The sequence below is a fragment of the Undibacterium sp. SXout7W genome (assembly GCF_049339385.1).
Taxonomy (GTDB): Bacteria; Pseudomonadota; Gammaproteobacteria; order Burkholderiales; family Burkholderiaceae_D; genus Undibacterium.
Genome location: NZ_JBMPPF010000016.1, coordinates 85,209 through 106,985, shown reverse-complemented (window position 1 = coordinate 106,985; position 21,777 = coordinate 85,209). Strand labels below are relative to the sequence as shown.

The 21,777-nt window shown below is 52.9% G+C and carries 22 protein-coding genes; 17 read left to right on the top strand and 5 right to left on the bottom strand.

All coding sequences use genetic code 11. The features are described 5' to 3' along the window. Nucleotides 1-6: 6 nt before the first annotated feature. From aceK to ACO0LB_RS15080, 17 genes are all read left to right on the top strand, one after another. Nucleotides 7-1,836, top strand: coding sequence for a bifunctional isocitrate dehydrogenase kinase/phosphatase (aceK, locus tag ACO0LB_RS15160; RefSeq protein ID WP_423050507.1), 1,830 nt, complete (start codon nucleotides 7-9; stop codon nucleotides 1,834-1,836). 120 nt (nucleotides 1,837-1,956) lie between these two features. Then, on the top strand, nucleotides 1,957-3,138 hold the full coding sequence (locus ACO0LB_RS15155; protein WP_423050505.1) for an acetyl-CoA C-acetyltransferase: 1,182 nt from the start codon (nucleotides 1,957-1,959) through the stop codon (nucleotides 3,136-3,138). A gap of 235 nt (nucleotides 3,139-3,373) precedes the next feature. Then, nucleotides 3,374-4,042, top strand: a complete 669-nt coding sequence (locus ACO0LB_RS15150) for an SDR family oxidoreductase (RefSeq protein WP_423050503.1) — start codon at nucleotides 3,374-3,376, stop codon at nucleotides 4,040-4,042. A 27-nt stretch (nucleotides 4,043-4,069) separates the two neighbouring features. Next, nucleotides 4,070-5,200, top strand: a complete 1,131-nt coding sequence (locus ACO0LB_RS15145) for an acyl-CoA dehydrogenase family protein (protein WP_423050501.1) — start codon at nucleotides 4,070-4,072, stop codon at nucleotides 5,198-5,200. Nucleotides 5,201-5,247: 47 nt separating this feature from the next. Continuing rightward, entirely contained in the window at nucleotides 5,248-5,853 is a 606-nt protein-coding gene (locus ACO0LB_RS15140) for a 2-hydroxychromene-2-carboxylate isomerase (RefSeq protein ID WP_423050499.1), read from the top strand. An 87-nt stretch (nucleotides 5,854-5,940) separates the two neighbouring features. Beyond that, a complete protein-coding gene (locus ACO0LB_RS15135) occupies nucleotides 5,941-6,345 on the top strand; it encodes a rhodanese-like domain-containing protein (RefSeq protein ID WP_423050497.1) in 405 nt (134 codons plus the stop codon). Next, entirely contained in the window at nucleotides 6,342-6,743 is a 402-nt protein-coding gene (locus tag ACO0LB_RS15130; protein WP_423050495.1) for a YchJ family protein, read from the top strand. The genes ACO0LB_RS15135 and ACO0LB_RS15130 overlap by 4 nt, the downstream gene beginning before the upstream one ends. A gap of 21 nt (nucleotides 6,744-6,764) precedes the next feature. Next, a complete protein-coding gene (locus ACO0LB_RS15125; RefSeq protein ID WP_423050493.1) occupies nucleotides 6,765-8,387 on the top strand; it encodes a carboxyl transferase domain-containing protein in 1,623 nt (540 codons plus the stop codon). 1 nt (nucleotide 8,388) lies between these two features. Further along, nucleotides 8,389-9,324 (top strand): alpha/beta hydrolase family protein, encoded by a 936-nt coding sequence (locus ACO0LB_RS15120; protein ID WP_423050491.1) that lies wholly within the window; start codon nucleotides 8,389-8,391, stop codon nucleotides 9,322-9,324. Nucleotides 9,325-9,402: 78 nt separating this feature from the next. Next, nucleotides 9,403-10,203, top strand: coding sequence for an enoyl-CoA hydratase/isomerase family protein (locus ACO0LB_RS15115; RefSeq protein ID WP_423050489.1), 801 nt, complete (start codon nucleotides 9,403-9,405; stop codon nucleotides 10,201-10,203). Nucleotides 10,204-10,327: 124 nt separating this feature from the next. Beyond that, nucleotides 10,328-11,659 (top strand): adenosylmethionine--8-amino-7-oxononanoate transaminase, encoded by a 1,332-nt coding sequence (bioA, locus tag ACO0LB_RS15110; RefSeq protein WP_423050487.1) that lies wholly within the window; start codon nucleotides 10,328-10,330, stop codon nucleotides 11,657-11,659. A gap of 95 nt (nucleotides 11,660-11,754) precedes the next feature. Beyond that, nucleotides 11,755-12,966, top strand: coding sequence for an 8-amino-7-oxononanoate synthase (bioF, locus tag ACO0LB_RS15105; RefSeq protein ID WP_423050547.1), 1,212 nt, complete (start codon nucleotides 11,755-11,757; stop codon nucleotides 12,964-12,966). Further along, a complete protein-coding gene (gene bioD, locus ACO0LB_RS15100) occupies nucleotides 12,966-13,685 on the top strand; it encodes a dethiobiotin synthase (RefSeq protein ID WP_423050485.1) in 720 nt (239 codons plus the stop codon). Before bioF ends, bioD begins: the two co-directional genes overlap by 1 nt. Before the next feature lie 10 nt (nucleotides 13,686-13,695). Further along, nucleotides 13,696-14,724 carry a biotin synthase BioB gene (bioB, locus tag ACO0LB_RS15095; protein ID WP_423050483.1) on the top strand — a complete coding sequence of 343 codons (1,029 nt, stop codon included), beginning with the start codon at nucleotides 13,696-13,698 and terminating at the stop codon, nucleotides 14,722-14,724. Nucleotides 14,725-14,836: 112 nt separating this feature from the next. Next, nucleotides 14,837-16,843: an acetyl/propionyl/methylcrotonyl-CoA carboxylase subunit alpha gene (locus tag ACO0LB_RS15090; RefSeq protein WP_423050481.1), complete on the top strand. Its 2,007-nt coding sequence runs from the start codon at nucleotides 14,837-14,839 to the stop codon at nucleotides 16,841-16,843. A 227-nt stretch (nucleotides 16,844-17,070) separates the two neighbouring features. Beyond that, nucleotides 17,071-18,000 (top strand): 2-hydroxyacid dehydrogenase, encoded by a 930-nt coding sequence (locus ACO0LB_RS15085; protein ID WP_423050479.1) that lies wholly within the window; start codon nucleotides 17,071-17,073, stop codon nucleotides 17,998-18,000. Between the two features lies 1 nt (nucleotide 18,001). Beyond that, nucleotides 18,002-18,916, top strand: coding sequence for a hydroxymethylglutaryl-CoA lyase (locus tag ACO0LB_RS15080; RefSeq protein ID WP_423050477.1), 915 nt, complete (start codon nucleotides 18,002-18,004; stop codon nucleotides 18,914-18,916). Nucleotides 18,917-19,166: 250 nt separating this feature from the next. On the opposite strand, the gene ACO0LB_RS15075 is transcribed toward ACO0LB_RS15080, so the two are convergent. The 5 genes from ACO0LB_RS15075 to ACO0LB_RS15055 form a co-directional block, all read right to left on the bottom strand. After that, nucleotides 19,167-19,856, bottom strand: coding sequence for an aspartate/glutamate racemase family protein (locus ACO0LB_RS15075; protein ID WP_423050475.1), 690 nt, complete (start codon nucleotides 19,854-19,856; stop codon nucleotides 19,167-19,169). 126 nt (nucleotides 19,857-19,982) lie between these two features. Then, nucleotides 19,983-20,357 (bottom strand): hypothetical protein, encoded by a 375-nt coding sequence (locus ACO0LB_RS15070; protein WP_423050473.1) that lies wholly within the window; start codon nucleotides 20,355-20,357, stop codon nucleotides 19,983-19,985. 12 nt (nucleotides 20,358-20,369) lie between these two features. Further along, entirely contained in the window at nucleotides 20,370-20,588 is a 219-nt protein-coding gene (locus tag ACO0LB_RS15065) for a DUF6500 family protein (RefSeq protein WP_423050471.1), read from the bottom strand. Between the two features lie 135 nt (nucleotides 20,589-20,723). After that, nucleotides 20,724-21,080 carry a hypothetical protein gene (locus ACO0LB_RS15060; RefSeq protein ID WP_423050469.1) on the bottom strand — a complete coding sequence of 119 codons (357 nt, stop codon included), beginning with the start codon at nucleotides 21,078-21,080 and terminating at the stop codon, nucleotides 20,724-20,726. 134 nt (nucleotides 21,081-21,214) lie between these two features. Further along, nucleotides 21,215-21,487 (bottom strand): hypothetical protein, encoded by a 273-nt coding sequence (locus ACO0LB_RS15055; RefSeq protein WP_423050467.1) that lies wholly within the window; start codon nucleotides 21,485-21,487, stop codon nucleotides 21,215-21,217. Nucleotides 21,488-21,777 lie beyond the last annotated feature (290 nt).

Genomic DNA, 21,777 nt, shown 5'->3' with positions numbered 1-21,777 from the left:
CCTACTATGCCCCATATCACCTTCCCTAAGCTGCTGTCGTCCCAGATTGCTTTTGATATCGCCCGTACGATACTGGACGGTTTTGACAAACATTACCGCTTGTTCCGCGCCAGCAGTCAGGCTGCAAAAAAGTATTTTGAAACCGGCGACTGGAAAACAGCCCAGATCGCCGCGCGTGAGCGTATTGCCTATTACGATATCCGTGTCAGAGAATGTGTACAGACGCTGGAAGACGAATATGCGCAGGAAGATCTGACCGATGAAGTCTGGCGTGAAGTCAAGCTGCATTACATGGGTTTGCTGATTGATCATTTGCGCCCGGAGCTGGCAGAAACTTTTTTTAATACGGTCTGTACCAAATTGCTGCACAGAAATTATTTTCACAATGATTTCATTTTTGTGCGCCCCGCGACGTCAACTGAATATCTGGAAAACGAAGATACGCCGCCCAGTTATCGTGTGTATTACCCGGCGACTGACAGTTTTACCTTTTCCATCAAACGCATCATCACCAATTTTCAGTTAAACGCCCGGTTTGCCGATTTGAACCGCGATGTTGCATTGGTAGAAGAACGTCTGCGCGAGACTTTTGGCTACCAGCGTTTGGAGCCGAATTACCAGATCCAGGTTCTTGCCAGTTTGTTTTACCGGAATAAATCAGCCTACATCATCGGCAAGGGCATTAACGGCAGCGATGAATATCCGTTCGTGATCCCGATTACGCATAATCGCAAAGGCGAGCTGGTGATTGATACTGTCCTGCTTGATACCATGCAGATCACAGTGCTGTTCTCGTTCACGCGTGCCTACTTTCTGGTGGATATGGAAGTGCCGTCGACGTACGTTCAGTTCATTCGCAGCATCTTGCCCAAAAAGCCGCGCAGCGAAATTTACACCATGATTGGTTTGCAAAAACATGGCAAAAATCTGTTCTATCGTGATTTCTTAAACCATCTGCGTTATTCGTCAGACCGCATCGAAGCGGCACCGGGGATTCGCGGATTAGTGATGCTGGTATTTGCGCTGCCGTCTTTTCCGTATGTGTTCAAACTGATCAAAGACAGCTTCCCGCCGCCAAAAGAAACCACGAAGGCATTGATTAAAGAAAAATATCTGCTGGTCAAAAACCATGATCGCGTTGGTCGCATGGCTGATACGCTGGAATACTCCGATGTAGCCTTTCCACGTTCACGTTTTTCTGAAGAATTGCTGGCAGAGATTCAGCAATATGCGCCGTCCTTGCTTGAAGTGAATGACGAAGAAGTCGTCATCAAGCATTTGTATATCGAGCGTCGCATGACGCCACTCAATATCTGGCTGACGGAAGCCGAGCAACGTGGCGACGACGAAGCGATGGAGCATGGCGTGGTCGAATACGGTAATGCGATTAAAGACCTGGTAGGCGCGAATATTTTTCCGGGTGACATGCTGTATAAAAACTTCGGCGTCACCCGTCACGGGCGCGTGGTGTTTTACGACTACGACGAAATCGAATACATCTCTGATTGCAACTTCCGCAAGATACCAACGCCGCGCAATGAAGAGGATGAAATGTCTGCCGAGCCTTGGTATCCGATTGCCAAGAACGATGTCTTTCCAGAGCAGTTCGGGACATTCTTGCTCGGCAATGACAAAGTCAGAAAATATTTTATGCAACATCATGCCGATTTACTGACGCCAGAATATTGGCAGTTGCGCAAACAGCGGATTGTGGATGGCAAGGTTGACGATGTTTTCCCGTATCCGCAGGAAATCCGTTTTTGCAATCAGCCTAAGTCCAATACTTCCACCATTCCCAACACTCCCGCCACGCTGGCAGAAGGGCCGCATGAGTGAGTGCAGATACCGATTCGTTACCTGCCCTGAAGGGCAAACATTAACGTTGCTTTCATCAACCCAAGCAATCCATTCAACTTATTATTGATCAACATACTGATCCACACATCGGAGAAAAACATGACAGATCCTATCGTAATCGTTGGCGCAGCCCGTACCCCTATGGGTGCATTTCAGAGTGATTTCGCTTCCCTGACGGCGAGTCAGCTCGGCGCAGTGGCGATCAAGGCAGCGGTTGAGCGTGCCGGTGTGGCACCTGAACTGATCGAAGAAGTATTGTTCGGTAACTGCCTGATGGCAGGCCAGGGTCAGGCGCCTGCGCGTCAGGCCTTGCTGGCAGCGGGTTTGCCGACATCCACCGGTGCAGTGACTTTGTCCAAGATGTGCGGCTCCGCAATGAAGGCAACGATGATGGCATTCGATTCCATCAGCGCAGGCAGCAATGAAGTGATGGTGACCGGCGGTATGGAATCCATGACCAACGCGCCCTACATTATTCCAAAAGCACGCGGCGGCTATCGTATCGGCCACGGCATGATTTACGATCACATGATGCTCGACGGGCTGGAAGATGCCTATGACAAAGGCCGCTCCATGGGCACTTTTGCTGAAGATTGTTCTGCCAAATATCAGTTCAGCCGCGAAGATCAGGACGCATTTGCGATTGCTTCCGTCAAGCGCGCCCAAGCAGCGACAGCAGACGGCTCGTTCGCATGGGAAATCGCACCGGTTACCGTTTCCGGTCGTGGTGGTGACGTCGTGATCGATAAAGACGAAGGCCCTCTGAAAGCCAAGCTCGACAAAATCCCGGCTCTGAAACCAGCCTTCAAAAAAGACGGCACAATCACTGCCGCATCTTCTTCCTCCATCAACGATGGCGCTGCAGCGCTGGTGCTGATGCGCGAGTCCAAAGCCAAAGAACTCGGCCTGACACCGATCGCAAAAATCGTCGCTCACGCATCGCATGCACAGGAACCAGGTTGGTTCACGACAGCGCCGATCGGCGCGATAGAAAAGCTGTACAAAAAAACCGGCTGGACAACGGCCGATGTTGATCTGTTTGAAATCAACGAAGCATTCGCCGCTGTGCCGATGGCCGCGATGAAAGACCTTGGCATTTCACACGACAAGATCAACGTCCACGGCGGCGCCTGTGCACTCGGTCATCCTATCGGCGCTTCCGGTGCACGTATCATCATCACGTTGATCGGTGCGTTGAAAAAACAAGGTAAGAAACGCGGTGTGGCATCGTTGTGTATCGGTGGTGGTGAAGGCACAGCGATGGCCATCGAATTGTTTTAAATAGTGTGCGCTGCGTTCATCCAATATCTGGGCGCATAGCGGCGTTGCAAAGCCTCGCAATACCGACGTATTGCTGCGTTTTGCGCCTTGCTCTGCATCCCGGATATTGAATGAACTTGCGCACTTGAGCTGCAGACGTAGGGTGCGCTGCGCGCACCGTTATTCTCGGTAACGTGTCGATACAGATTTCAGTTACATCGTCGACATGCGATTGGAAACATAAAAAGGAAGCAAGATGCCCACAGCATTGATTATCGGCGCGTCACGCGGTATCGGTCACGAACTGGCCTTGCAATATAAGGCGGCTGGCTGGCGTGTGATTGCCACGGCGCGTAAGGCGGTTGATCTGACCACTCTGCAAGAGCAGGGTTGCGAGGCCTTGCCTTTGGATGTGACGAATATCAATGACTGCGGTGGACTTGGCTGGCGGCTGGATGATGAAAAAATCGATGTCGCAATTCTGAATGCCGGTGTGTATGGCCCGCGCACGACAGGGCTGCAAACGCCGCATGACACACAGTTTGATGAAGTGATGCACACCAATGTGTTAGCCGCGATGCGGATTCTTCCTATCGTGTTGCCGCTGGTCGAAAATGCCGGTGGTCGGCTTGCCGTCATTTCATCGATGATGGGCTCCATCAGTGAGCGTAACGGCAGTCATGGCTGGCTGTATCGCGCCAGTAAGGCGGCGTTGAATTCTGTACTCAAGGATGTCTCTTTGCAGACGCACCAGGCAATCTGCGTGGCGCTGCATCCGGGCTGGGTTAAAACAGAAATGGGCGGCGTCGGTGCTGAACTTCCGGTGGAGGACAGTGCACACGGCATACGCAAAACACTGGCTGGCCTGCGCGCTGACGACAACGGCCAGTTTTTTAATTACAACGGTACCAGCCTGAACTGGTGAACAGACAAAATCAAGACGAGACCAAGTATGTTACTCACAGCAGAACACGAAATGATCCGCGACGCGATCCGCGCATTTGCACAGGAAAAACTGGTGCCGAATGCGGCGCGCTGGGACAAGGAACACCATTTTCCGGCAGCAGAATTAAAAGAACTGGCGCAGATGGGCGCATATGGCGTTGCGGTGCCGGAAGAGCTCGGCGGCGCTGGAATGGATTACCTGTCGCTGGCGCTGGTGCTGGAAGAAATTGCGGCTGGTGATGGCGGCACCTCAACGGTTGTGTCCGTGAACAACTGCCCGGTCTGCAGTATCGCGATGATGTACGCGAATGACGCGCAGAAACAGCAATGGCTGCGCCCGCTCGCACAAGGTGAGATGCTCGGTGCATTCTGTCTGACCGAGCCGCATGCGGGCAGCGATGCATCGGACTTACGCACGACCGCAAAACGCGAAGGTGACACCTACGTGTTAAACGGCGTCAAGCAATTCATCACCAGCGGCAAGTATGCGGATGTCGCGATCGTCATGGCCGTGACGGATAAAGCAGCAGGAAAAAAAGGCATCAGCGCATTCTGGGTGCCGACCAAAACACCGGGTTACATCGTCGCCGGACTCGAAAATAAAATGGGTCAGCATTCTTCCGATACCGCGCAAATCTTATTTGAAAATTGCCGCATCCCGGCTGAAAACCTGATCGGTGAAGAAGGCATGGGCTACAAGATCGCGCTGTCGGGTCTGGAAGGCGGTCGCATCGGTATCGCCTCGCAATCGGTAGGCATGGCGCGCGCCGCATTTGAAGCAGCACTGGCGTATGCCAAAGACCGCAGCAGCTTCGGTAAATCAATTTATGAACATCAGGCAGTGCAATTCAAACTGGCTGACATGGCAACCCAGATCGAAGCTGCGCGTCAGTTGATCTGGCACGCAGCGAGCATGAAAGACGCTGGCAAGCCTTGCCTGAAAGAAGCGGCGATGGCGAAATTATTTGCCTCAGAAATGGCAGAAAAAGTCTGTTCCGATGCGATACAGATACACGGCGGTTACGGCTACGTCAGTGACTTTCCGGTAGAGCGGATTTATCGCGATGTGCGCGTATGCCAGATTTACGAAGGCACCTCAGAGATACAAAAAATTCTGATCAGCCGCGCACTGGCCTGAGCGTATACCTTATCAACAGCCTCCTGCATTTTCAAAAGGACACCGTGATGAAAGCACCTGTCGAATTCTGGTTTGATTTTGTCTCACCGTATGCGTATATCGCTGCGCAGTCTATCGAACAACTGGCTGCCCGGCATGGGCGTGAAGTGAGCTGGAAACCGATGTTGCTGGGTGCCGTATTTAAAGTCACCGGCTCCAGCCCGCTGACCATGCGGCCGCCAGTGATGGCGGATTATTTCAAACATGATTTTCTGCGTTCCGCGCGCTATGCCGGTGTGCCATTTGTGATGCCGGAACCGTTTCCTATCGCTACACAAAACACCGCGCGAGTGTGCCTGTGGCTGCAAGACGTCGCACCGCAGCGCGTCGGTGAATTCGTGCGTCAGGTCACACACGCGTATTTCTCCGGACCGGCAGCATTGAATGACACTGACTGGCTGGCATCGCAGATAGCCGCGATGGGGCTGGACGGTGCTGCCGCAGCGGCTGCCTGCGACGATACGCATTACAAGCAGGCACTGAAAGCGCAGTGTGAGCAGGCGATAGAAAAAGGTATCTTCGGTGCGCCGTGGATTATCGTCGATGGTGAATCGTTCTGGGGCAATGACCGTCTGCCGCAAGTCGAACATTGGCTGGCGCAGGGTGGCTTTTGATCAGCGCCGCATAGAAAAAATGTTGAATTCATCAAAAAATAATCGGGCAGCAAACGTGGAATTTTTCTGCATCAAGAGGAGAGCAGTATGTTGAAAAAAGGCTATAAGCAGTTAGTAGACGAAGCATTTGCACAAATCAAAACCTATAGCGTCGCGGAAGCCCTGACCAAACTCGATAATGACGATGTGCAGTTCATTGATGTGCGCGATGTCCGCGAACTGGAGCGCGAAGGTGTGATCGCAGGTGCATTCCACGCACCGCGCGGTATGATCGAATTCTGGGTTGATCCGGATTCGCCTTACTTCCGTCCTGTCTTCGGTGAGAACAAGGAATTCATTTTATTTTGTGCCGCAGGTTGGCGCAGCGCGCTGACCACCAAGACTTTACAAGACATGGGTCTGGAAAATGTCGCCCATATCGAAGGTGGTTTTGGGGCGTGGAAAGCAGCAGGTGCACCGACTGTTGCCAAGGAAAACAAAAAAATCGTATGAGTCATCAAGTACAACAATTAGTGAGCCTGTGCCCCTGCGGTTCAGGAAAAAAAATTGCACAATGCTGCGGTGCGTATCTCAGCGGTGCGGCCGCTGCGCCGACAGCGGAGGCGCTGATGCGCTCGCGTTACAGCGCCTACACCCTGAATGATGAAGCGTATCTACGCGCCACCTGGGACGAGCGTACTTGTCCGTCGGAGCGCATTACCCATGACGAGCCCACCAACTGGCTGGGGCTGGAAGTCAGGAAACATCAGCAGGACGGCGATCAGGCCATCGTGGAATTTGTCGCCCGCTACAAAATTGCAGGTAAAGCGCACCGCCTGCACGAAGTCAGTCGTTTTGTGAAATATGACGGCAAATGGTTGTATGTCGATGGCAGCTTTCCTCAAAAATAAATCAATACCGGAATCCAAATAATGACAATCCTAGAATCCAAACTGAACCCACGTTCCGATGATTTCAAAACCAATGCCGCTGCGATGCAGGCAGTGGTGGATGATCTGAAAGCAAAAATAGAAAAAATCGCGCTGGGTGGCGGAGACGAAGCACGCAACAAACATCTGGCACGCGGCAAACTACTGCCGCGCGATCGTGTGCAAATGCTGCTGGATGCCGGTACGCCATTCCTGGAATTTTCCCAGCTTGCGGCCTACGACATGTACAAAGAAAAAAGCGGCAACGATGCGGCGCCGTCGGCGGGTGTGATCACCGGTATAGGCCGCGTGGCAGGGCATGAATGCGTGATTGTCTGTAACGACGCGACCGTCAAGGGCGGCACCTATTATCCGCTGACCGTCAAAAAACATTTGCGTGCACAAGAGATTGCCGAGCAAAATAATCTGCCATGCATTTATCTGGTCGATAGTGGCGGCGCGAATCTGCCGAATCAGGATGATGTGTTCCCGGATCGCGATCACTTCGGTCGCATCTTCTACAATCAGGCAACGATGTCGGCCAAAGGCATACCGCAAATCGCAGTGGTGATGGGTTCCTGCACCGCTGGTGGCGCGTATGTACCGGCGATGAGTGATGAATCCATTATCGTCAAAAATCAGGGCACGATTTTTCTCGGTGGCCCACCTTTGGTCAAAGCCGCAACGGGTGAAGTGGTTAGCGCCGAAGACCTCGGTGGTGGTGATGTGCATACGCGTTTGTCGGGCGTGGTCGATCATCTGGCACAAAACGATACCCATGCGCTGTCGCTGGCGCGTACCATCGTCTCGAATCTGAACCGCCAGAAGCCACAAACCGTGGTGCTGAAAGAAGTGGAAGAACCGAAGTATCCGGCCAGCGAATTGTATGGTGTGATTCCGGTTGATACGCGCAAGCCTTTCGATGTGCGTGAAGTGATTGCGCGGATTGTCGATGGCAGCCATTTTGACGAATTCAAGGCGCGCTATGGCACGACCTTAGTCTGCGGTTTTGCGCATATTCACGGCATGCCGGTCGGTATCATTGCGAATAACGGTATTTTGTTTTCTGAGTCCGCATTAAAAGGCACGCATTTCATTGAGTTGTGCTGCCAGCGCAAAATCCCGCTGGTGTTTTTGCAGAACATCACCGGTTTCATGGTCGGACGCAAATACGAAAATGAAGGCATTGCACGTAACGGCGCGAAGATGGTGACGGCCGTAGCGACAGCAAATGTACCGAAGTTCACTGTGATTATCGGTGGCAGTTTCGGTGCCGGTAATTACGGTATGTGCGGCCGCGCTTTCTCGCCACGCTTCATGTGGATGTGGCCGAATGCACGTATCAGCGTCATGGGTGGCGAACAGGCCGCCAGCGTATTGGCGACCGTCAAGCGCGATGGCATAGAAGGCAAAGGCGGTAGCTGGAGCGCGGAAGAAGAAGCCGCGTTCAAGCAACCGATTAAAGAGCAATACGAACATCAGGGACATCCGTATTACGCCTCCGCCCGTTTGTGGGATGACGGTGTGATTGACCCGGCCGATACCCGCATGGTGCTTGCTCTGGGTCTGAGTGCCGCGTTGAATGCGCCGATTCCGGATGCGAAATTCGGTATTTTCAGGATGTAAGATGATGAAGCTCTCCCCGTTTGTCGTCTGCCTGGGCTTGTTATCGTCTGCTGTGTTTTGTTCTTCTGTATTGTCCGCAGAGCCGATATTTCTTGCCGCCCCTACACTCCCTGCCCCCCCTGTTGCACCAGGTTATGCAACGGACATACATGAATCAGTCACCAGCATTGATGTCAGCGTGAATGATTTTTTTGGCCGCAAGGTGACAGGCAAGGTCGTGATCACGCAATTCAAGCCGGACGGCGATGGGCCTTTTCCTATCCTGATTCTGAATCATGGCCGCAGTGCTACTAACCGGGCAGAGCCGCCGCGTTTTCGATATACCCAGCAGGCACGATATTTCGTCCAGCGTGGATTTGCGGTGTTTGAACCGACCCGTATTGGTTATGGTGAAATGGGGACGGATCCTGATCCTGAAGACAGCGGCGCTTGTAACCGCAAAAATTATGCGCCGATGGCAGAAGCTGCCAGTACAGAAATTCTGGCGGTACTCGACTATGCCCGTCAGCAAAAATTTGTTGACGCCAGTCGTCTTGTGATCGTTGGTCAGTCTGTTGGTGGCTACAGTACGGTGGCAACCACAGCGAAAAATCCTCCCGGTCTGATGGCGGCGATTAATTTTGCTGGTGGCTCGGGTGGTGATCCGGCTGGACATCCGGGGGAGCCATGTGAGGGTTATAAGCTGGAAAAAATGTACGCCACGTTTGGCGAAACAAGCAAAGCGCCGATGCTCTGGATTTATACCGAAAACGATCAGTATTTTTCACCAAGGTACAGTCAGGCATGGCATGCCGCTTTTGTGAAGGCGGGTGGTAAAGCCGACTACAAATTGTTACCTCCATTCGCCAAAGATGGTCACAGTCTGTTTGCGTCGGGGATGAAAATCTGGCAGCCGCTGGTCAGTGAATTTTTAGATGCCAATGGATTCCGTCATTAGAATCCCGGCATAAGGATGCCACCATCCGTTACAGACTATGAATAGCAGAATAATGACAGAGCACTGGAGGCAGTAAGAATGACAATCAATAATGAATCCTTGCAGACGCTGACCATCGCTGTTGATCAGCGTGTCGCCACGGTGACACTGAATCGTCCCGATGTGCGCAATGCGTTCAATGAAACCACGATTGCCGAAATCACCGAGGTGTTTCAGGCGCTCGATGCGGACGCGGCTGTGCGCGCCATTGTGCTGGCAGCGAACGGTCTGGCGTTTTGTGCCGGTGCTGATCTGAACTGGATGAAGAAGATGGCGGATTACACGCATGCCGAAAATCTTGCCGATGCCGGGCAATTGGCAGCCATGCTGGCGGCGATTTATCGTTGCAGCAAGCCGGTGGTGGCCAAAGTACAGGGCGATTGCTATGCCGGTGGCATGGGGCTGGTGGCCGCATGCGATATTGCGGTCAGTGTGGATAGCGCGAATTACTGCCTCAGTGAAGTGAAGCTCGGTCTGATTCCGGCAACGATTTCACCGTATGTGATCAAGGCCATGGGCGAGAGTGCAGCGCGGCGCTATTTCATCACAGCCGAGCGTTTCAGCGCGACAGAGGCGCAGCGTATCGGCTTTGTGCATGAAGTGGCAACGGCAGAGGCGCTGAATGACACTGTGGCGGGAATCGTCAAAGCGCTGGTATCGAACAGCCCGAATGCCGTGCGTCAGGCAAAGCTGTTGGTACAGGACGTCGCCAGCCGTGAGCTGACGCCGGAACTGATCGCCGCCACCGTGGAAGGTATTGCGCAGATACGCGCTTCTGATGAAGGGCGCGAGGGCGTGCGTTCTTTCCTGGAAAAACGTAAGCCAGCATGGTTAAGCTGAACCGCGTCTGGTACAGATTCGCTGATGGCATCATCTTCTGCCAGCGGCGCTCTGTGGCTCCGAAACCGGGAGCCTGTGAAAAGTCGCATAAAATAGGCGCCTTCGTCAGCCGTCTGGAGTTAATTTGAATACAAGAAATGACTGGGTCGCACGCAGCCTGCAACATGTCTGGCATCCGTGTACCCAGATGCAGCACCATGAAACGGTTCCTCTGATTCCGGTCAGTCACGGGCGCGGTGCATGGTTATACGATATGGAAGGCAAGCGGTATCTGGATGCCATCAGCTCATGGTGGGTGAATCTGTTTGGTCACGCCAATCCACGCATCAATGCCGCACTCAAGGATCAGCTCGATCAGCTGGAACATGCGATGCTGGCGGGCTTTACGCATACGCCGGTGATCGAATTATCGGAAAAATTAGCCGCATTGACCAGCCACCAGCTTGGTCATTGCTTTTACGCCTCCGATGGCGCATCGGCTGTCGAGATTGCGTTGAAGATGAGTTTTCATTCGTGGCGTAATCGTGGGCAGACCGACAAACAGGAATTCATCTGCATCCAAGGCAGCTATCACGGTGAAACCGTCGGTGCGCTGGCTGTTACCGATGTCAGCCTGTTCCGCGAAGCGTATGGCCCTATGTTACAACGGGCACATGTGGTCGCTTCGCCGGATGCGCGTCTGGCGCAGGAAGGCGAAAGCGCTGCTGATGTGGCATTGCGTGCCGCCGCCGATCTGGAACGCGTGTTGCAGCAGCGCGAAGGCAAGATTGCTGCAGTGATTATCGAGCCGCTGGTGCAATGTGCTACTGGCATGGCGATGCATGACCCTGTGTATCTGCGCCGTCTGCGCGAATTGTGCGACCAATACCATGTGCATCTGATCGCCGATGAAATTGCCGTTGGCTGTGGCCGCACCGGCACTTTCTTTGCCTGTGAATCGGCACAGATCTGGCCCGATTTTTTATGTCTGTCGAAAGGCATCAGCGGCGGTTATCTGCCTTTGAGTCTGGTGATGACGACCGATGCTGTTTATCAGTCGTTTTACGATGCGGATGTACGGCGCGGCTTTTTGCACTCGCATTCGTATACAGGCAATCCGCTGGCCTGCCGTGCGGCACTAGCGACGCTGGCGATTTTTGCAGAGGACGATGTGCTGGCGCAGAACCGCCGCAAAGCACAGATGTTTGCTGATGCGTTTGCACCGTTGCACGATGACCCGCGCGTGCGGCATGTGCGCCAGCAAGGGATGATTTTTGCGTTTGATGCGATTGTTGATGACGCTGAAAAAGCAGCGACATTTTCACGTCGTTTTTTCAGCGCTGCATTACAGCAAGAATTATTGATGCGTCCGATAGGACGCAGTGTCTATCTGATGCCGCCATATATTTTGAACGATGATGAAATCGCGTTACTGGCACAGAAAACCATGAACGTATTTGAAGAGGTCATGGCATGAGTGACACCAAAAAACAGAGCAATACCCGCAGCAATAACCACAGCAATAACCACAGCAATAACGACGCACAGACTGCACAGGCAGTGGCAAAAAAAATGCCTTTGTTACAGGCCTTGCAGGACGAGCTGGCAGAACTCGACAGCCAGCATCTGATCCGCCGTCGCCGCACGGTGGAAAGCGTACACGGTGCCAATTTACGTGCCGATGGCAAAGACCTCATCGCTTTTTGCAGCAACGATTATCTGGGACTGGCGACGCATCCGCAGGTGGTACAGGCCTTGCAAAAAGGTGCCAGTCTGTATGGCGCAGGTAGCGGTGCTTCGCATCTGATCAGTGGTCACAGTCGCGCTCATGCTGCGCTGGAACAACGTCTGGCTGAATTCATGGCACCGGATATTGCCGATGCCCGTGCGCTGTATTTTTGCACAGGCTACATGGCGAATCAGGCAGTGATCACCGCGCTTGCAGGTAAGGATGCAGCGGTGTTTTCAGAAGCACTGAACCATGCGTCGATTATCGATGGCGTGCGTCTTGCACGCGGCACTGCTCAAGTATTTCCGCACAAGGATTACGCCGCACTGGAAAAAATGCTACAGGAATGTACTGCGCAAAAACGTGTGGTGGTGACCGACAGCGTATTCAGCATGGATGGCAATATCGCCGATTTGCCGCCCTTGCTGGCGCTGTGTGAACAATACGATGCATGGCTGATCGTTGACGACGCGCATGGCTTCGGTGTGCTCGGTGAAAACGGTCGCGGCGTGCTCGAACACTTTGGTTTGCAATCGCCAAATCTGGTCTACATGGGCACGCTGGGCAAGGCGGCGGGCGTGGGTGGCGCCTTTGTTGCTGCGCATGAAACCGTGATCGAATGGTTGATTCAGAAAGCGCGTGCCTACATTTACACCACCGCTGCCGCACCGGCACTGGCACACGCGCTGCTGACCAGCATCGACATCATCAGCGGTGATGAAGGCCGCGAACGCCGTGCACATCTGAATAAACTGATCAAGATGTTCAGCCACGGCCTGAATCTGCAAATGTGGGAACTGATGCCATCAGTTACTGCCGTGCAGCCGGTGGTCATCGGTGAGAATGCGGCGATGCTCAATATCGCTGGTAACTTGTTGAATCAAGGTTACTGGGTCGGCGCGATCCGCCCACCGACCGTCGCACCTGGCACGGCACGTTTGCGTGTGACATTGTCTGCAGCGCATAGCGACATTCAGGTACATCAACTCACGCAAGCGATTAATCGTCTGGATCAGATGAGCCATGTCGCGCAATGTTTTGCGGAGGTGGCCTGATGAACCCGGCAACATCATTTACAACATCAACACGCCCGCTTGATTTCTTTGTCACCGGTACCGATACCGAAATCGGCAAGACGCTGTGCAGCAGCGCCTTGCTGTACGCACTGGCACAGCAGGGTTTGCGCAGTCTTGGCATGAAGCCGATTGCCTCCGGTGCTGAATTACATGACGGTATCTGGCATAACGAAGATGTGGACAGCCTGATCGCTGCCTCCAGCGTGCAGGCAGACCGCACTCTGGTGTGTCCGTATCTGATGCAGACACCCGCTGCACCACATATTGTCGCCCGTAATGAACACATCACGATGTCGCTGCCGCAGATTGTGGCGACCTATCAGCAGGCGACCGCACTGAGCGATGCCGTGATCGTGGAAGGCGTAGGTGGCTTTTGCGTACCGCTCGATGATGAACACGATACCGCCGACATGGCGCAACAACTGGCATTACCAGTGATACTGGTGGTGGGTTTGCGGCTCGGCTGCATCAGCCACGCGCTGCTGACTGCTGAAGCCATCCGTGCCCGAGGCCTGCGCATTGCTGGCTGGATTGCCAATACCGTCAATCCTGACATGCTGTATTTGCAGGACAACGTCGCTGCGCTGGAACAGCGACTCGGCGCACCGCTGCTGGGCCAGATACCTCGCCTGACAGGCAACGCCATAGAGCAGGTTGCTGCCGCAGCCGCCTGTCTTGATCTGACAATTTTGAAGTAAAGGAAGATTTATGCACGCTAATGACACTCCGCAACAAGCTGTACAGTTTCAAGCTCCCGTCAAAAAAATCGAAGCCGATACCTGGCCGGTCGATGATGTGCTGGCGCTGTTCGACTTGCCGTTCAACGATCTGATGTTCAAAGCACAGACCGCCCATCGCGCTAATTTTCCGGATGGCGATGTGGAGCTGGCGACGCTGCTGTCGATCAAGACCGGCGGCTGCGAAGAAGATTGCGGTTACTGCCCGCAGGCAGCGCGTTACGACACCGGCGTAGAAGCGAAGAAAATGCTGGATGTGCGCGAAGTGCTGGATGCCGCCAAAGCCGCGCGTGAAAACGGCGCGACCCGTTTCTGCATGGGCGCGGCATGGCGTTCACCAAAAGACCGCGACATGGAAAAAGTCGAAACCATGGTGCGCGAAGTCAAAGCCATGGGTCTGGAAACCTGCGCCACGCTGGGCATGTTGAAAGAAGAACAGGCACAACGTCTGGCGGATGCCGGTCTCGATTACTACAACCACAATCTCGATACCGCGCCGGAGTTTTACAGCAATGTGATTTCCACCCGCGACTATCAGGATCGCCTCGATACGCTCGGTCATGTGCGTACCGCTGGTCTGAAAGTCTGCTGTGGCGGCATCGTCGGCATGGGCGAATCACGCCGTCAACGCGCTGGTCTGATCGCGCAACTGGCGAATCTGAATCCGTATCCGGAATCGGTGCCGGTCAATCATCTGGTGCAGGTTGAAGGCACGCCTTTGCATGGCCTCGATCCGCTCGATCCGCTGGAATTTGTGCGCACGATCGCGGTTGCCCGCATCACCATGCCGAAAGCGCGTGTGCGCTTGTCCGCAGGCCGCCGTCAGATGGGCGAAGCGGTGCAGGCGATGTGTTTCCTCGCTGGTGCAAATTCGATTTTCTACGGCGATAAATTGCTGACGACAGAAAATCCGGAAGCCGCTGATGATCGCGTCTTGCTGGACAAATTAGGTTTGAAAACCCGTGGCAAAGTCGAAGCAAAAGCGGGTAGCTGCAATTAAAAAACGGATGGTTACAACGCGATGCCAACTGATCACAAGTCATGCGGGTCGCGTCCATCCTGTCTGTGCAAAGACGATATTTCCGATTCACTATAACTAAGAGCGAAGAGACATGTTCACTAAAATCCTGATCGCCAATCGCGGCGAAATCGCCTGCCGTGTCGCTGCTACTGCACGCCGCATGGGTATCAAAACCGTCGCCGTCTATTCGGAAGCCGACGCCAATGCCAAGCATGTGGCTGTTTGCGATGAAGCGGTGCTGATTGGTCCTGCTGCCGCCAAAGAAAGTTATCTGCGCGCCGATAAAATCATTGAAGTCGCGCTGGCAACTGGTGCGCAAGCGGTTCACCCGGGCTATGGATTTTTGTCAGAGAACAGTGAATTCGCCGAAGCCTGCGCCAAAAATGGCATCGCCTTCATTGGCCCGCCAGCATCTGCAATTCAAGCGATGGGCAGCAAATCTGCCGCCAAATCGCTGATGGAAAAAGCCAATGTGCCGCTGGTGCCTGGCTATCATGGCGATAATCAGGATGCCGATTTCTTGCAGAACGAAGCCGATCGCATCGGTTATCCGGTCTTGCTGAAAGCCAGCGCCGGTGGCGGTGGCAAGGGCATGCGCGTGATCGAACACAGCAAGGATTTCAAAGAGGCGCTGGCATCGTGCAAACGCGAAGCGATCAATTCTTTTGGTGACGATAAAGTGCTGGCAGAAAAATATCTGCAACGTCCGCGCCATATCGAGATTCAGGTATTCGCCGATACGCATGGCAATTGCGTGTATTTGTTTGAACGCGATTGTTCGGTGCAACGTCGCCATCAAAAAGTATTGGAAGAAGCCCCGGCACCCGGCATGACGCCAGAGCGCCGCGCCGCAATGGGTGAGGCGGCAGTTGCTGCCGCGAAAGCGGTTAGTTATGTCGGCGCGGGCACGGTCGAGTTCATTGCGAATCAGGATGGTTCTTTCTATTTCATGGAAATGAATACCCGCTTGCAGGTCGAACATCCGGTCACAGAAATGATCACCGGCACCGATCTGGTGGAGTGGCAATTGCGCGTGGCAGCAGGTGAAGCCTTGCCGCTGCAACAGGAACAATTACAGATACACGGCCATGCGATTGAAGCCCGCGTGTATGCAGAAAATCCGGAAAAAGGTTTCCTGCCATCGATAGGAACTTTGCGCCATGCGCGCACCCCGGCGGCGGTGAATTTTGAACTCGGCGGCAGCGCAGAACCAGCGGGCTTCCGCATCGACAGCGGCGTGCGCGAGGGCGATACGATTTCGCCGTTTTACGATCCTATGATCGCCAAAATGATCGTCTGGGGCAAAGACCGTAACGAAGCATTGGCACGTATGGCACAGGCTTTATCGCAATATCAGATCGTTGGTTTGTCATCGAATATCGCCTTCCTGTCGCGCCTGATACACAGCGATGCTTTTGCCAACGCCGATCTGGATACGGGTCTGATTGCGCGTAACGAAGCACAACTGTTCCCGCCAGCGAAGCCAGCATCTGTGGATGTGGTCGCACTGGCGGTGGCGTCTTTGCTGGTATCAGAAAAGTCTGGCGGCAGCGACCCGTGGCAGAGCAGCCACGGCTGGCGCATGAACAGCCTGATGCAGCGCGCCTTGCAGTTCGCGGAAGAACATCACCAGCATAAAGTGCAGGTCACGTATCTGGCCGATGGCTGGAAATTACACACGGATGGTGGAGTGGTGGAGATCAAACTCGCATCGGCGAGTGGTAGCGGCGGCAACGATCTGGTATTGAGAATCGCCGACCGCACCATCAGCGGCACCGTCGTGCGCGATGGCGAACATTTCCACGTCTTCAGCCAGGGTGTGCATACCGATCTGCATTACAGCGACGCGCTTGCTCATGCCGGTGAAACCGAAGCCGAAGGCGGCCGCCTGACCGCACCGATGCCGGGCAAGATCGTCGCGGTGTTGGTTGCCAAAGCACAGGAAGTCAAAAAAGGCGACGCGCTGTTGATCATGGAGGCCATGAAAATGGAACACACCATCTCCGCCCCGCACGATGGCGTGATCGACGATGTGCTGTATGCGATTGGCGATCAGGTGACTGAAGGCGCGCAATTGCTGGCGTTTGCACAGTCTTAATCAGCGTGATGGCGATGATGGTTTCAAGACGGTATTGAATCCATCTCGCCATCGATATTGATAGACACAATGAGATGCGCAATGAGATACGTGTTGCAATCAATAACGTGATAATCATCATCGTTGATCAACAGCATCGTAATGTGAACGCCATCTGTCTCTGTCATTTGCCCACCGCTACTGATCGTACATGACCGTCATGTGTTGACGATGCTCAAGGAGTCATAATGGAAATTTTGTTTTATGCCGCTGGTGCCAATCCCGATGCCTGGCTGACATCAATACAGCAAGCCATTCCCGATGCCAGCATCCGTGTCTGGCAGGAGGGCGATCATGCTCCTGCCGATGTTGCATTGGTATGGAAACCGCCTGCCGCCATGTTGCGTGGACGCACAGAATTGAAAGCGATTTTTAATCTGGGCGCAGGCGTTGATGCGATCTTGCAATTAGGAGAAGCACTCCCCGCTGGCGTGCCGGTGGTGCGTCTGGATGATGCCGGAATGGGCATACAGATGGCAGAATTTGTTGCGCATGCTGTATTGCGATATTTTCGCCGTCTCGATGCCTATGCTGTGCAACATCAGGCGCAGCAATGGCGGTTTTTAAAGCCCTTTGACAAGCAGACATTTTCTGTTGGCGTGCTAGGCATGGGCGTGTTGGGCAGCCGTATCGCCGCAGCGTTACAGCATTTTGATTTTCCTGTATTGGGCTGGAGCCGCACGCAGAAAAATATTCCCGGCATGACGTGTTTTTCTGGTGCAGACGGACTCAATACTTTCCTGAGTCAGACACGCGTTCTGGTCTGTATTTTGCCGTTGACCACAGAAACAGAAAACATCCTGAACCACGCAACGCTGTCGGCATTGCCGCGTGGCGCCTACGTGATCAACGTGGCGCGTGGTGCGCATCTGGTCGAAGCAGATTTGCTGACGCTGATACAGCAGGAACACATCGCCGGTGCCACGCTGGATGTCTTCCGCGAAGAACCTCTGCCCGTCACGCATCCATTCTGGCAAGAGCCGCGCATCAATATCACGCCGCATATTTCGGCATTGACGCTGCGCGATGACAGCGCGCGTCAGATCGCTGCAAAAATAAAAGCACTACAGGCCGGTCAGCCCATCACTGGTCTGGTCGATCCACAACGAGGATACTGAAATGAATACATCATTACCGCAACAAGTCAACATCGTTGAAGTCGGCCCACGTGACGGCTTGCAAAACGAAAAAGAAAGCATCCCCGCCGACATTAAAATCGAACTCGTCAATCGCCTCACCGCCGCCGGTTTCGCGAACATCGAAGCCGCCTCATTCGTGTCGCCCAAATGGGTGCCGCAGATGGCCACGTCTGCCGAAGTCATGGCAGGTATCAGCCGCAAACCCGGCGTGATTTATTCGGTGCTGACGCCGAACATGACAGGCTTCGACGCCGCGCTCGCTGCCGGTGCTGATGAAGTCGTGATTTTCAGTTCTGCCTCCGAAGCCTTTGCGCAAAAAAATATCAACTGCTCGATAGAAGAATCGATAGAACGTTTCCGCGACGTCGCGCTGGCGGCCAAGCAAAATAATATCCGTTTGCGCGGCTCCATCAGCTGCGCTTTCGGCTGCCCATATCAGGGCGAAGTCGCGCCAGCCAGCGTGGCCGATGTCGTCCGCCGCTTGCGCGATCTGGGCTGCGATGAAATCGACATCGCCGACACCATCGGCGTTGGTACTGCAAGACAGGTGCAACACGTGATGCAACTCGTCGCGCAGGAATTCCCGTTGCACAGTTTATCCGGCCATTTTCATGACACCTACGGTCAGGCGCTGGCGAATATCTACGCCAGTCTGGAAGTCGGCATCAGCATCTTCCATTCCAGCGTCGCTGGCCTCGGCGGCTGCCCTTACGCCAAAGGCGCCACCGGCAATGTCGCCACCGAAGACGTGCTGTTCCTGATGCAGGGATTAGGCATACACACCGGCATTGATCTGAATGCCGTAGTCGACGCCGGACAATTCATCTCCACCCACCTCGGCCGCAAAGCCGTCAGCCGCGCAGGCAATGCGATTGCGGCGAAACGAGCGGGGTGAGACAGAGCGGGTGCTGCTGATGAATGAGGAAATCAGCGGTGTTCAAACCGCTGGAACGTGGCGTAATTGTGCTGCTATTTTCCCAGTGCTGACTGCTTGTGTGCAGTTTCAACTGGAAAATGCCGAACTAAGCGGCAGTTTTTAAGTTGCGGTTTTGTGGAATACTTTTGCGCAGCAAAACCACAAAACTGCGACTTAAAAACTGTGCCAACGGAGGCACGAAGTGCCGGAGTGGTGCTTGAGCGACTTGTTAAAGTATTTCTTCAACTGCTTTATTAGCATGAATTTGCGTAGTGTCGTAAAGAGTAATCGTTGTGTCAGATTGCGAGACCAACATACTGATTTCAGTACAGCCTAAAATTACTGCCTCAGCGCCACTTTTGGCAAGTTCGGCAATAATTCTAAGATATTCAATTTTTGAGGTTGGTAAGATTTTACCAACGCATAATTCATTGTATATAACCGCATGCACAATTTTTCGATCTGTTGCATTTGGAATAATTACTTCAAGACCATAATTTTCTAAAAGCCTGCCCTTATAGAATTCTTGTTCCATTGTAAAAGCCGTACCAAGAAGACCTACCGTTTTAATTCCATTCTTTACAAGCACCTCAGCAGTAGCGTCAGCTATGTGAAGAATGGGAATTCTTATTGCTTCTTGAATTTGTGGTGCAACCTTATGCATTGTATTGGTACAAATTAACAGAAAGTCAGCGCCAGCAGCTTCAATTTTTCTAGCCGCGTCTGACAGGATAAGTGCAGTGCCTGCCCAGTCACCTTGATGTTGTAATTTTTCAATAGGTTCAAAATCAACGCTAAACATTGCGATTTGTGCGGAATGCAAACCGCCTAGTTTATTTTTGACACCTTCATTTATAGCTTTGTAATACCCCGCGGTGCTCTCCCAGCTCATGCCACCTAATAGTCCCACAGTTTTCATTCGACACTCTCTATTTCTACTTGCGAAATTTAACGTTGAAGGTAAGGGGCTGCGGCGCAAGGGCGCTTGAGGAAACCAGCTACGCCAGTTCCGCAGTCCCACTCGATCGAAGGGTTAGAGCACACGTTATCGAAGCAAAGAGCCATTGGGATTAATAGCCTCTTCATCTTTGCGTGTCGGGTAATACTGCTTTTTGTGCTCAAGCTCATAAAACAAAATCCCATGTATTCCCATCACTTCTGCTTTTGGAAGCCGGCGGTTCCAAATTTCCGAAAAAGCTGCATCAAGACTTTCCCTCGGACCACGAGCTAAAACCTCATCAATGAAAGCGATATCTTGGCCTTCGGGGAAGATAAGAGAGAACTCGTCTTCCGTTGCAGCGAAGATGTCGTACACGGAGTTCATAGCACCGTCGATGACTTGGATGTTCTTCATGTGCTCTAACGTTGTAGGTAAAGGGCGCTGCGCGGCGGGAGCGGCTTTGACCGCAGTGTTAGGCAATCGAAAATCCTTTTAGAGAGTTGCTTCAACCATTAACCTAATCTTTTTTGCTTTTTCAAAATGATCTAGCTTGTTTTCCACAATCCACCATCTTGCTGCCTCCATAAGAAGTTCGGGGTCATCGTTTTTATTTGCAAAGAAGGCATAAAAAGACAGGCCAACATTTTCGCCTTTACTATCCATTTTCTTATCACAGACTTCGATAATCTTTCTTTTCAATGCTTCTCTCATAACGTGAATATTCCTCAAGTCGATATCTATTCGTGTATTTGCCTAACCGTAGAAGTGAGCGGCCTGCGCGGCTTTTCGCGCAGGTCCGCTCGACTGCCGGGTTGGGCCACGGGCTAGGGTTCATGATGACCGCTCTTAGCCTTCTTCGGCCAAGGGGCCGACTGCTTCCAGCGTCTCACCGTCGCGGAACCGACGAAGCCATATATCACCAAACTCTTCGCCAAGGCCGCGTGCTAAGAAAGTGACATTGGGGAGTAGCTTTGAAATGTGTTGGAGCATGTCAATAAGCGCAAAACCCGGAATGCCGTTGAAGCCTGGCACCGACGAACCGAAGCCTCGAGTTGCGGACTCAATGTCTTTCAAGACGTCGGAGTGCCAGCCACTGGCTTCCAAATAGGGCGTAGCCGCATCCGTGATGTCTTTGGCGGAGATGCTTCCCTTTGGGTAGTCCGAGTCGTCCCATGCAAGGTCAAGAATGGTGTAGTAGCTCATGAGATTTCCTTCATGGATAAGCCGGTCGCGGTAAGGAATGAACAGGGGCCCAACGCTTAGGTGTCGGGATCGCCGCCACCATAAAATTAATAAAGAGAGAAATCGTCAATGGCGATTCCCCGACGACCATCCTGTTATGTGTTAGCACGGTACTCGGCCAATAAATCTGACACTCGCTGTCCAAGTTCGAGCCCTTCTAGTTTAATAAAATCATCCCAATCGCTAGTAGGAAGAAACCAAAGATACAGGTCTTCAACAACAACGTTGTTACCATTTTCAAGTTCACTGACTGCTATGTCTAATGCTTTTGCAAATTCCTCTGCCCCAAAGAACCTCTCGGAATAACCGCCAGAAAACTGACTGGCGAGTTCGTGAGCCTTTTTTAGTTCGGCTAAAAGTTCATTCATTATCGAGACACATAACGTGATTTAATTTTCATTTTTGAAAGATAACTGACTGCCAAAATAAATGCAATTTGTTTCAATCCTTTTGAAACCCGCATGGTGCTTGATTGTTTTTAGTTATACCTGATCAATAGCAGGTATAACTGAATCGACAAAAAGTGCAGATCGGATCAACTCAAAACGCATCGTGTCAGCACCGGGCAGGCAGCAAAGAGGGCAGCCAAAGCTACCCTTTTTCGTCAAACCAGAAAATCAGAATCTGACATTGCCCGGCGTAGGCGGAAACAGAATTA

Excerpts from the sequence above, each read along its gene's own strand:
- aceK (WP_423050507.1), top strand. The coding sequence starts at position 7 with ATGCCCCATATCACCTTCCCTAAGCTGCTGTCGTCCCAGATTGCTTTT.
- ACO0LB_RS15155 (WP_423050505.1), top strand. The coding sequence starts at position 1,957 with ATGACAGATCCTATCGTAATCGTTGGCGCAGCCCGTACCCCTATGGGT.
- ACO0LB_RS15150 (WP_423050503.1), top strand. The coding sequence starts at position 3,374 with ATGCCCACAGCATTGATTATCGGCGCGTCACGCGGTATCGGTCACGAA.
- ACO0LB_RS15145 (WP_423050501.1), top strand. The coding sequence starts at position 4,070 with ATGTTACTCACAGCAGAACACGAAATGATCCGCGACGCGATCCGCGCA.
- ACO0LB_RS15140 (WP_423050499.1), top strand. The coding sequence starts at position 5,248 with ATGAAAGCACCTGTCGAATTCTGGTTTGATTTTGTCTCACCGTATGCG.
- ACO0LB_RS15135 (WP_423050497.1), top strand. The coding sequence starts at position 5,941 with ATGTTGAAAAAAGGCTATAAGCAGTTAGTAGACGAAGCATTTGCACAA.
- ACO0LB_RS15130 (WP_423050495.1), top strand. The coding sequence starts at position 6,342 with ATGAGTCATCAAGTACAACAATTAGTGAGCCTGTGCCCCTGCGGTTCA.
- ACO0LB_RS15125 (WP_423050493.1), top strand. The coding sequence starts at position 6,765 with ATGACAATCCTAGAATCCAAACTGAACCCACGTTCCGATGATTTCAAA.
- ACO0LB_RS15120 (WP_423050491.1), top strand. The coding sequence starts at position 8,389 with ATGATGAAGCTCTCCCCGTTTGTCGTCTGCCTGGGCTTGTTATCGTCT.
- ACO0LB_RS15115 (WP_423050489.1), top strand. The coding sequence starts at position 9,403 with ATGACAATCAATAATGAATCCTTGCAGACGCTGACCATCGCTGTTGAT.
- bioF (WP_423050547.1), top strand. The coding sequence starts at position 11,755 with ATGCCTTTGTTACAGGCCTTGCAGGACGAGCTGGCAGAACTCGACAGC.
- bioD (WP_423050485.1), top strand. The coding sequence starts at position 12,966 with ATGAACCCGGCAACATCATTTACAACATCAACACGCCCGCTTGATTTC.
- bioB (WP_423050483.1), top strand. The coding sequence starts at position 13,696 with ATGCACGCTAATGACACTCCGCAACAAGCTGTACAGTTTCAAGCTCCC.
- ACO0LB_RS15090 (WP_423050481.1), top strand. The coding sequence starts at position 14,837 with ATGTTCACTAAAATCCTGATCGCCAATCGCGGCGAAATCGCCTGCCGT.
- ACO0LB_RS15085 (WP_423050479.1), top strand. The coding sequence starts at position 17,071 with ATGGAAATTTTGTTTTATGCCGCTGGTGCCAATCCCGATGCCTGGCTG.
- ACO0LB_RS15080 (WP_423050477.1), top strand. The coding sequence starts at position 18,002 with ATGAATACATCATTACCGCAACAAGTCAACATCGTTGAAGTCGGCCCA.
- ACO0LB_RS15075 (WP_423050475.1), bottom strand. The coding sequence starts at position 19,856 with ATGAAAACTGTGGGACTATTAGGTGGCATGAGCTGGGAGAGCACCGCG.
- ACO0LB_RS15065 (WP_423050471.1), bottom strand. The coding sequence starts at position 20,588 with ATGAGAGAAGCATTGAAAAGAAAGATTATCGAAGTCTGTGATAAGAAA.
- ACO0LB_RS15060 (WP_423050469.1), bottom strand. The coding sequence starts at position 21,080 with ATGAGCTACTACACCATTCTTGACCTTGCATGGGACGACTCGGACTAC.
- ACO0LB_RS15055 (WP_423050467.1), bottom strand. The coding sequence starts at position 21,487 with ATGAATGAACTTTTAGCCGAACTAAAAAAGGCTCACGAACTCGCCAGT.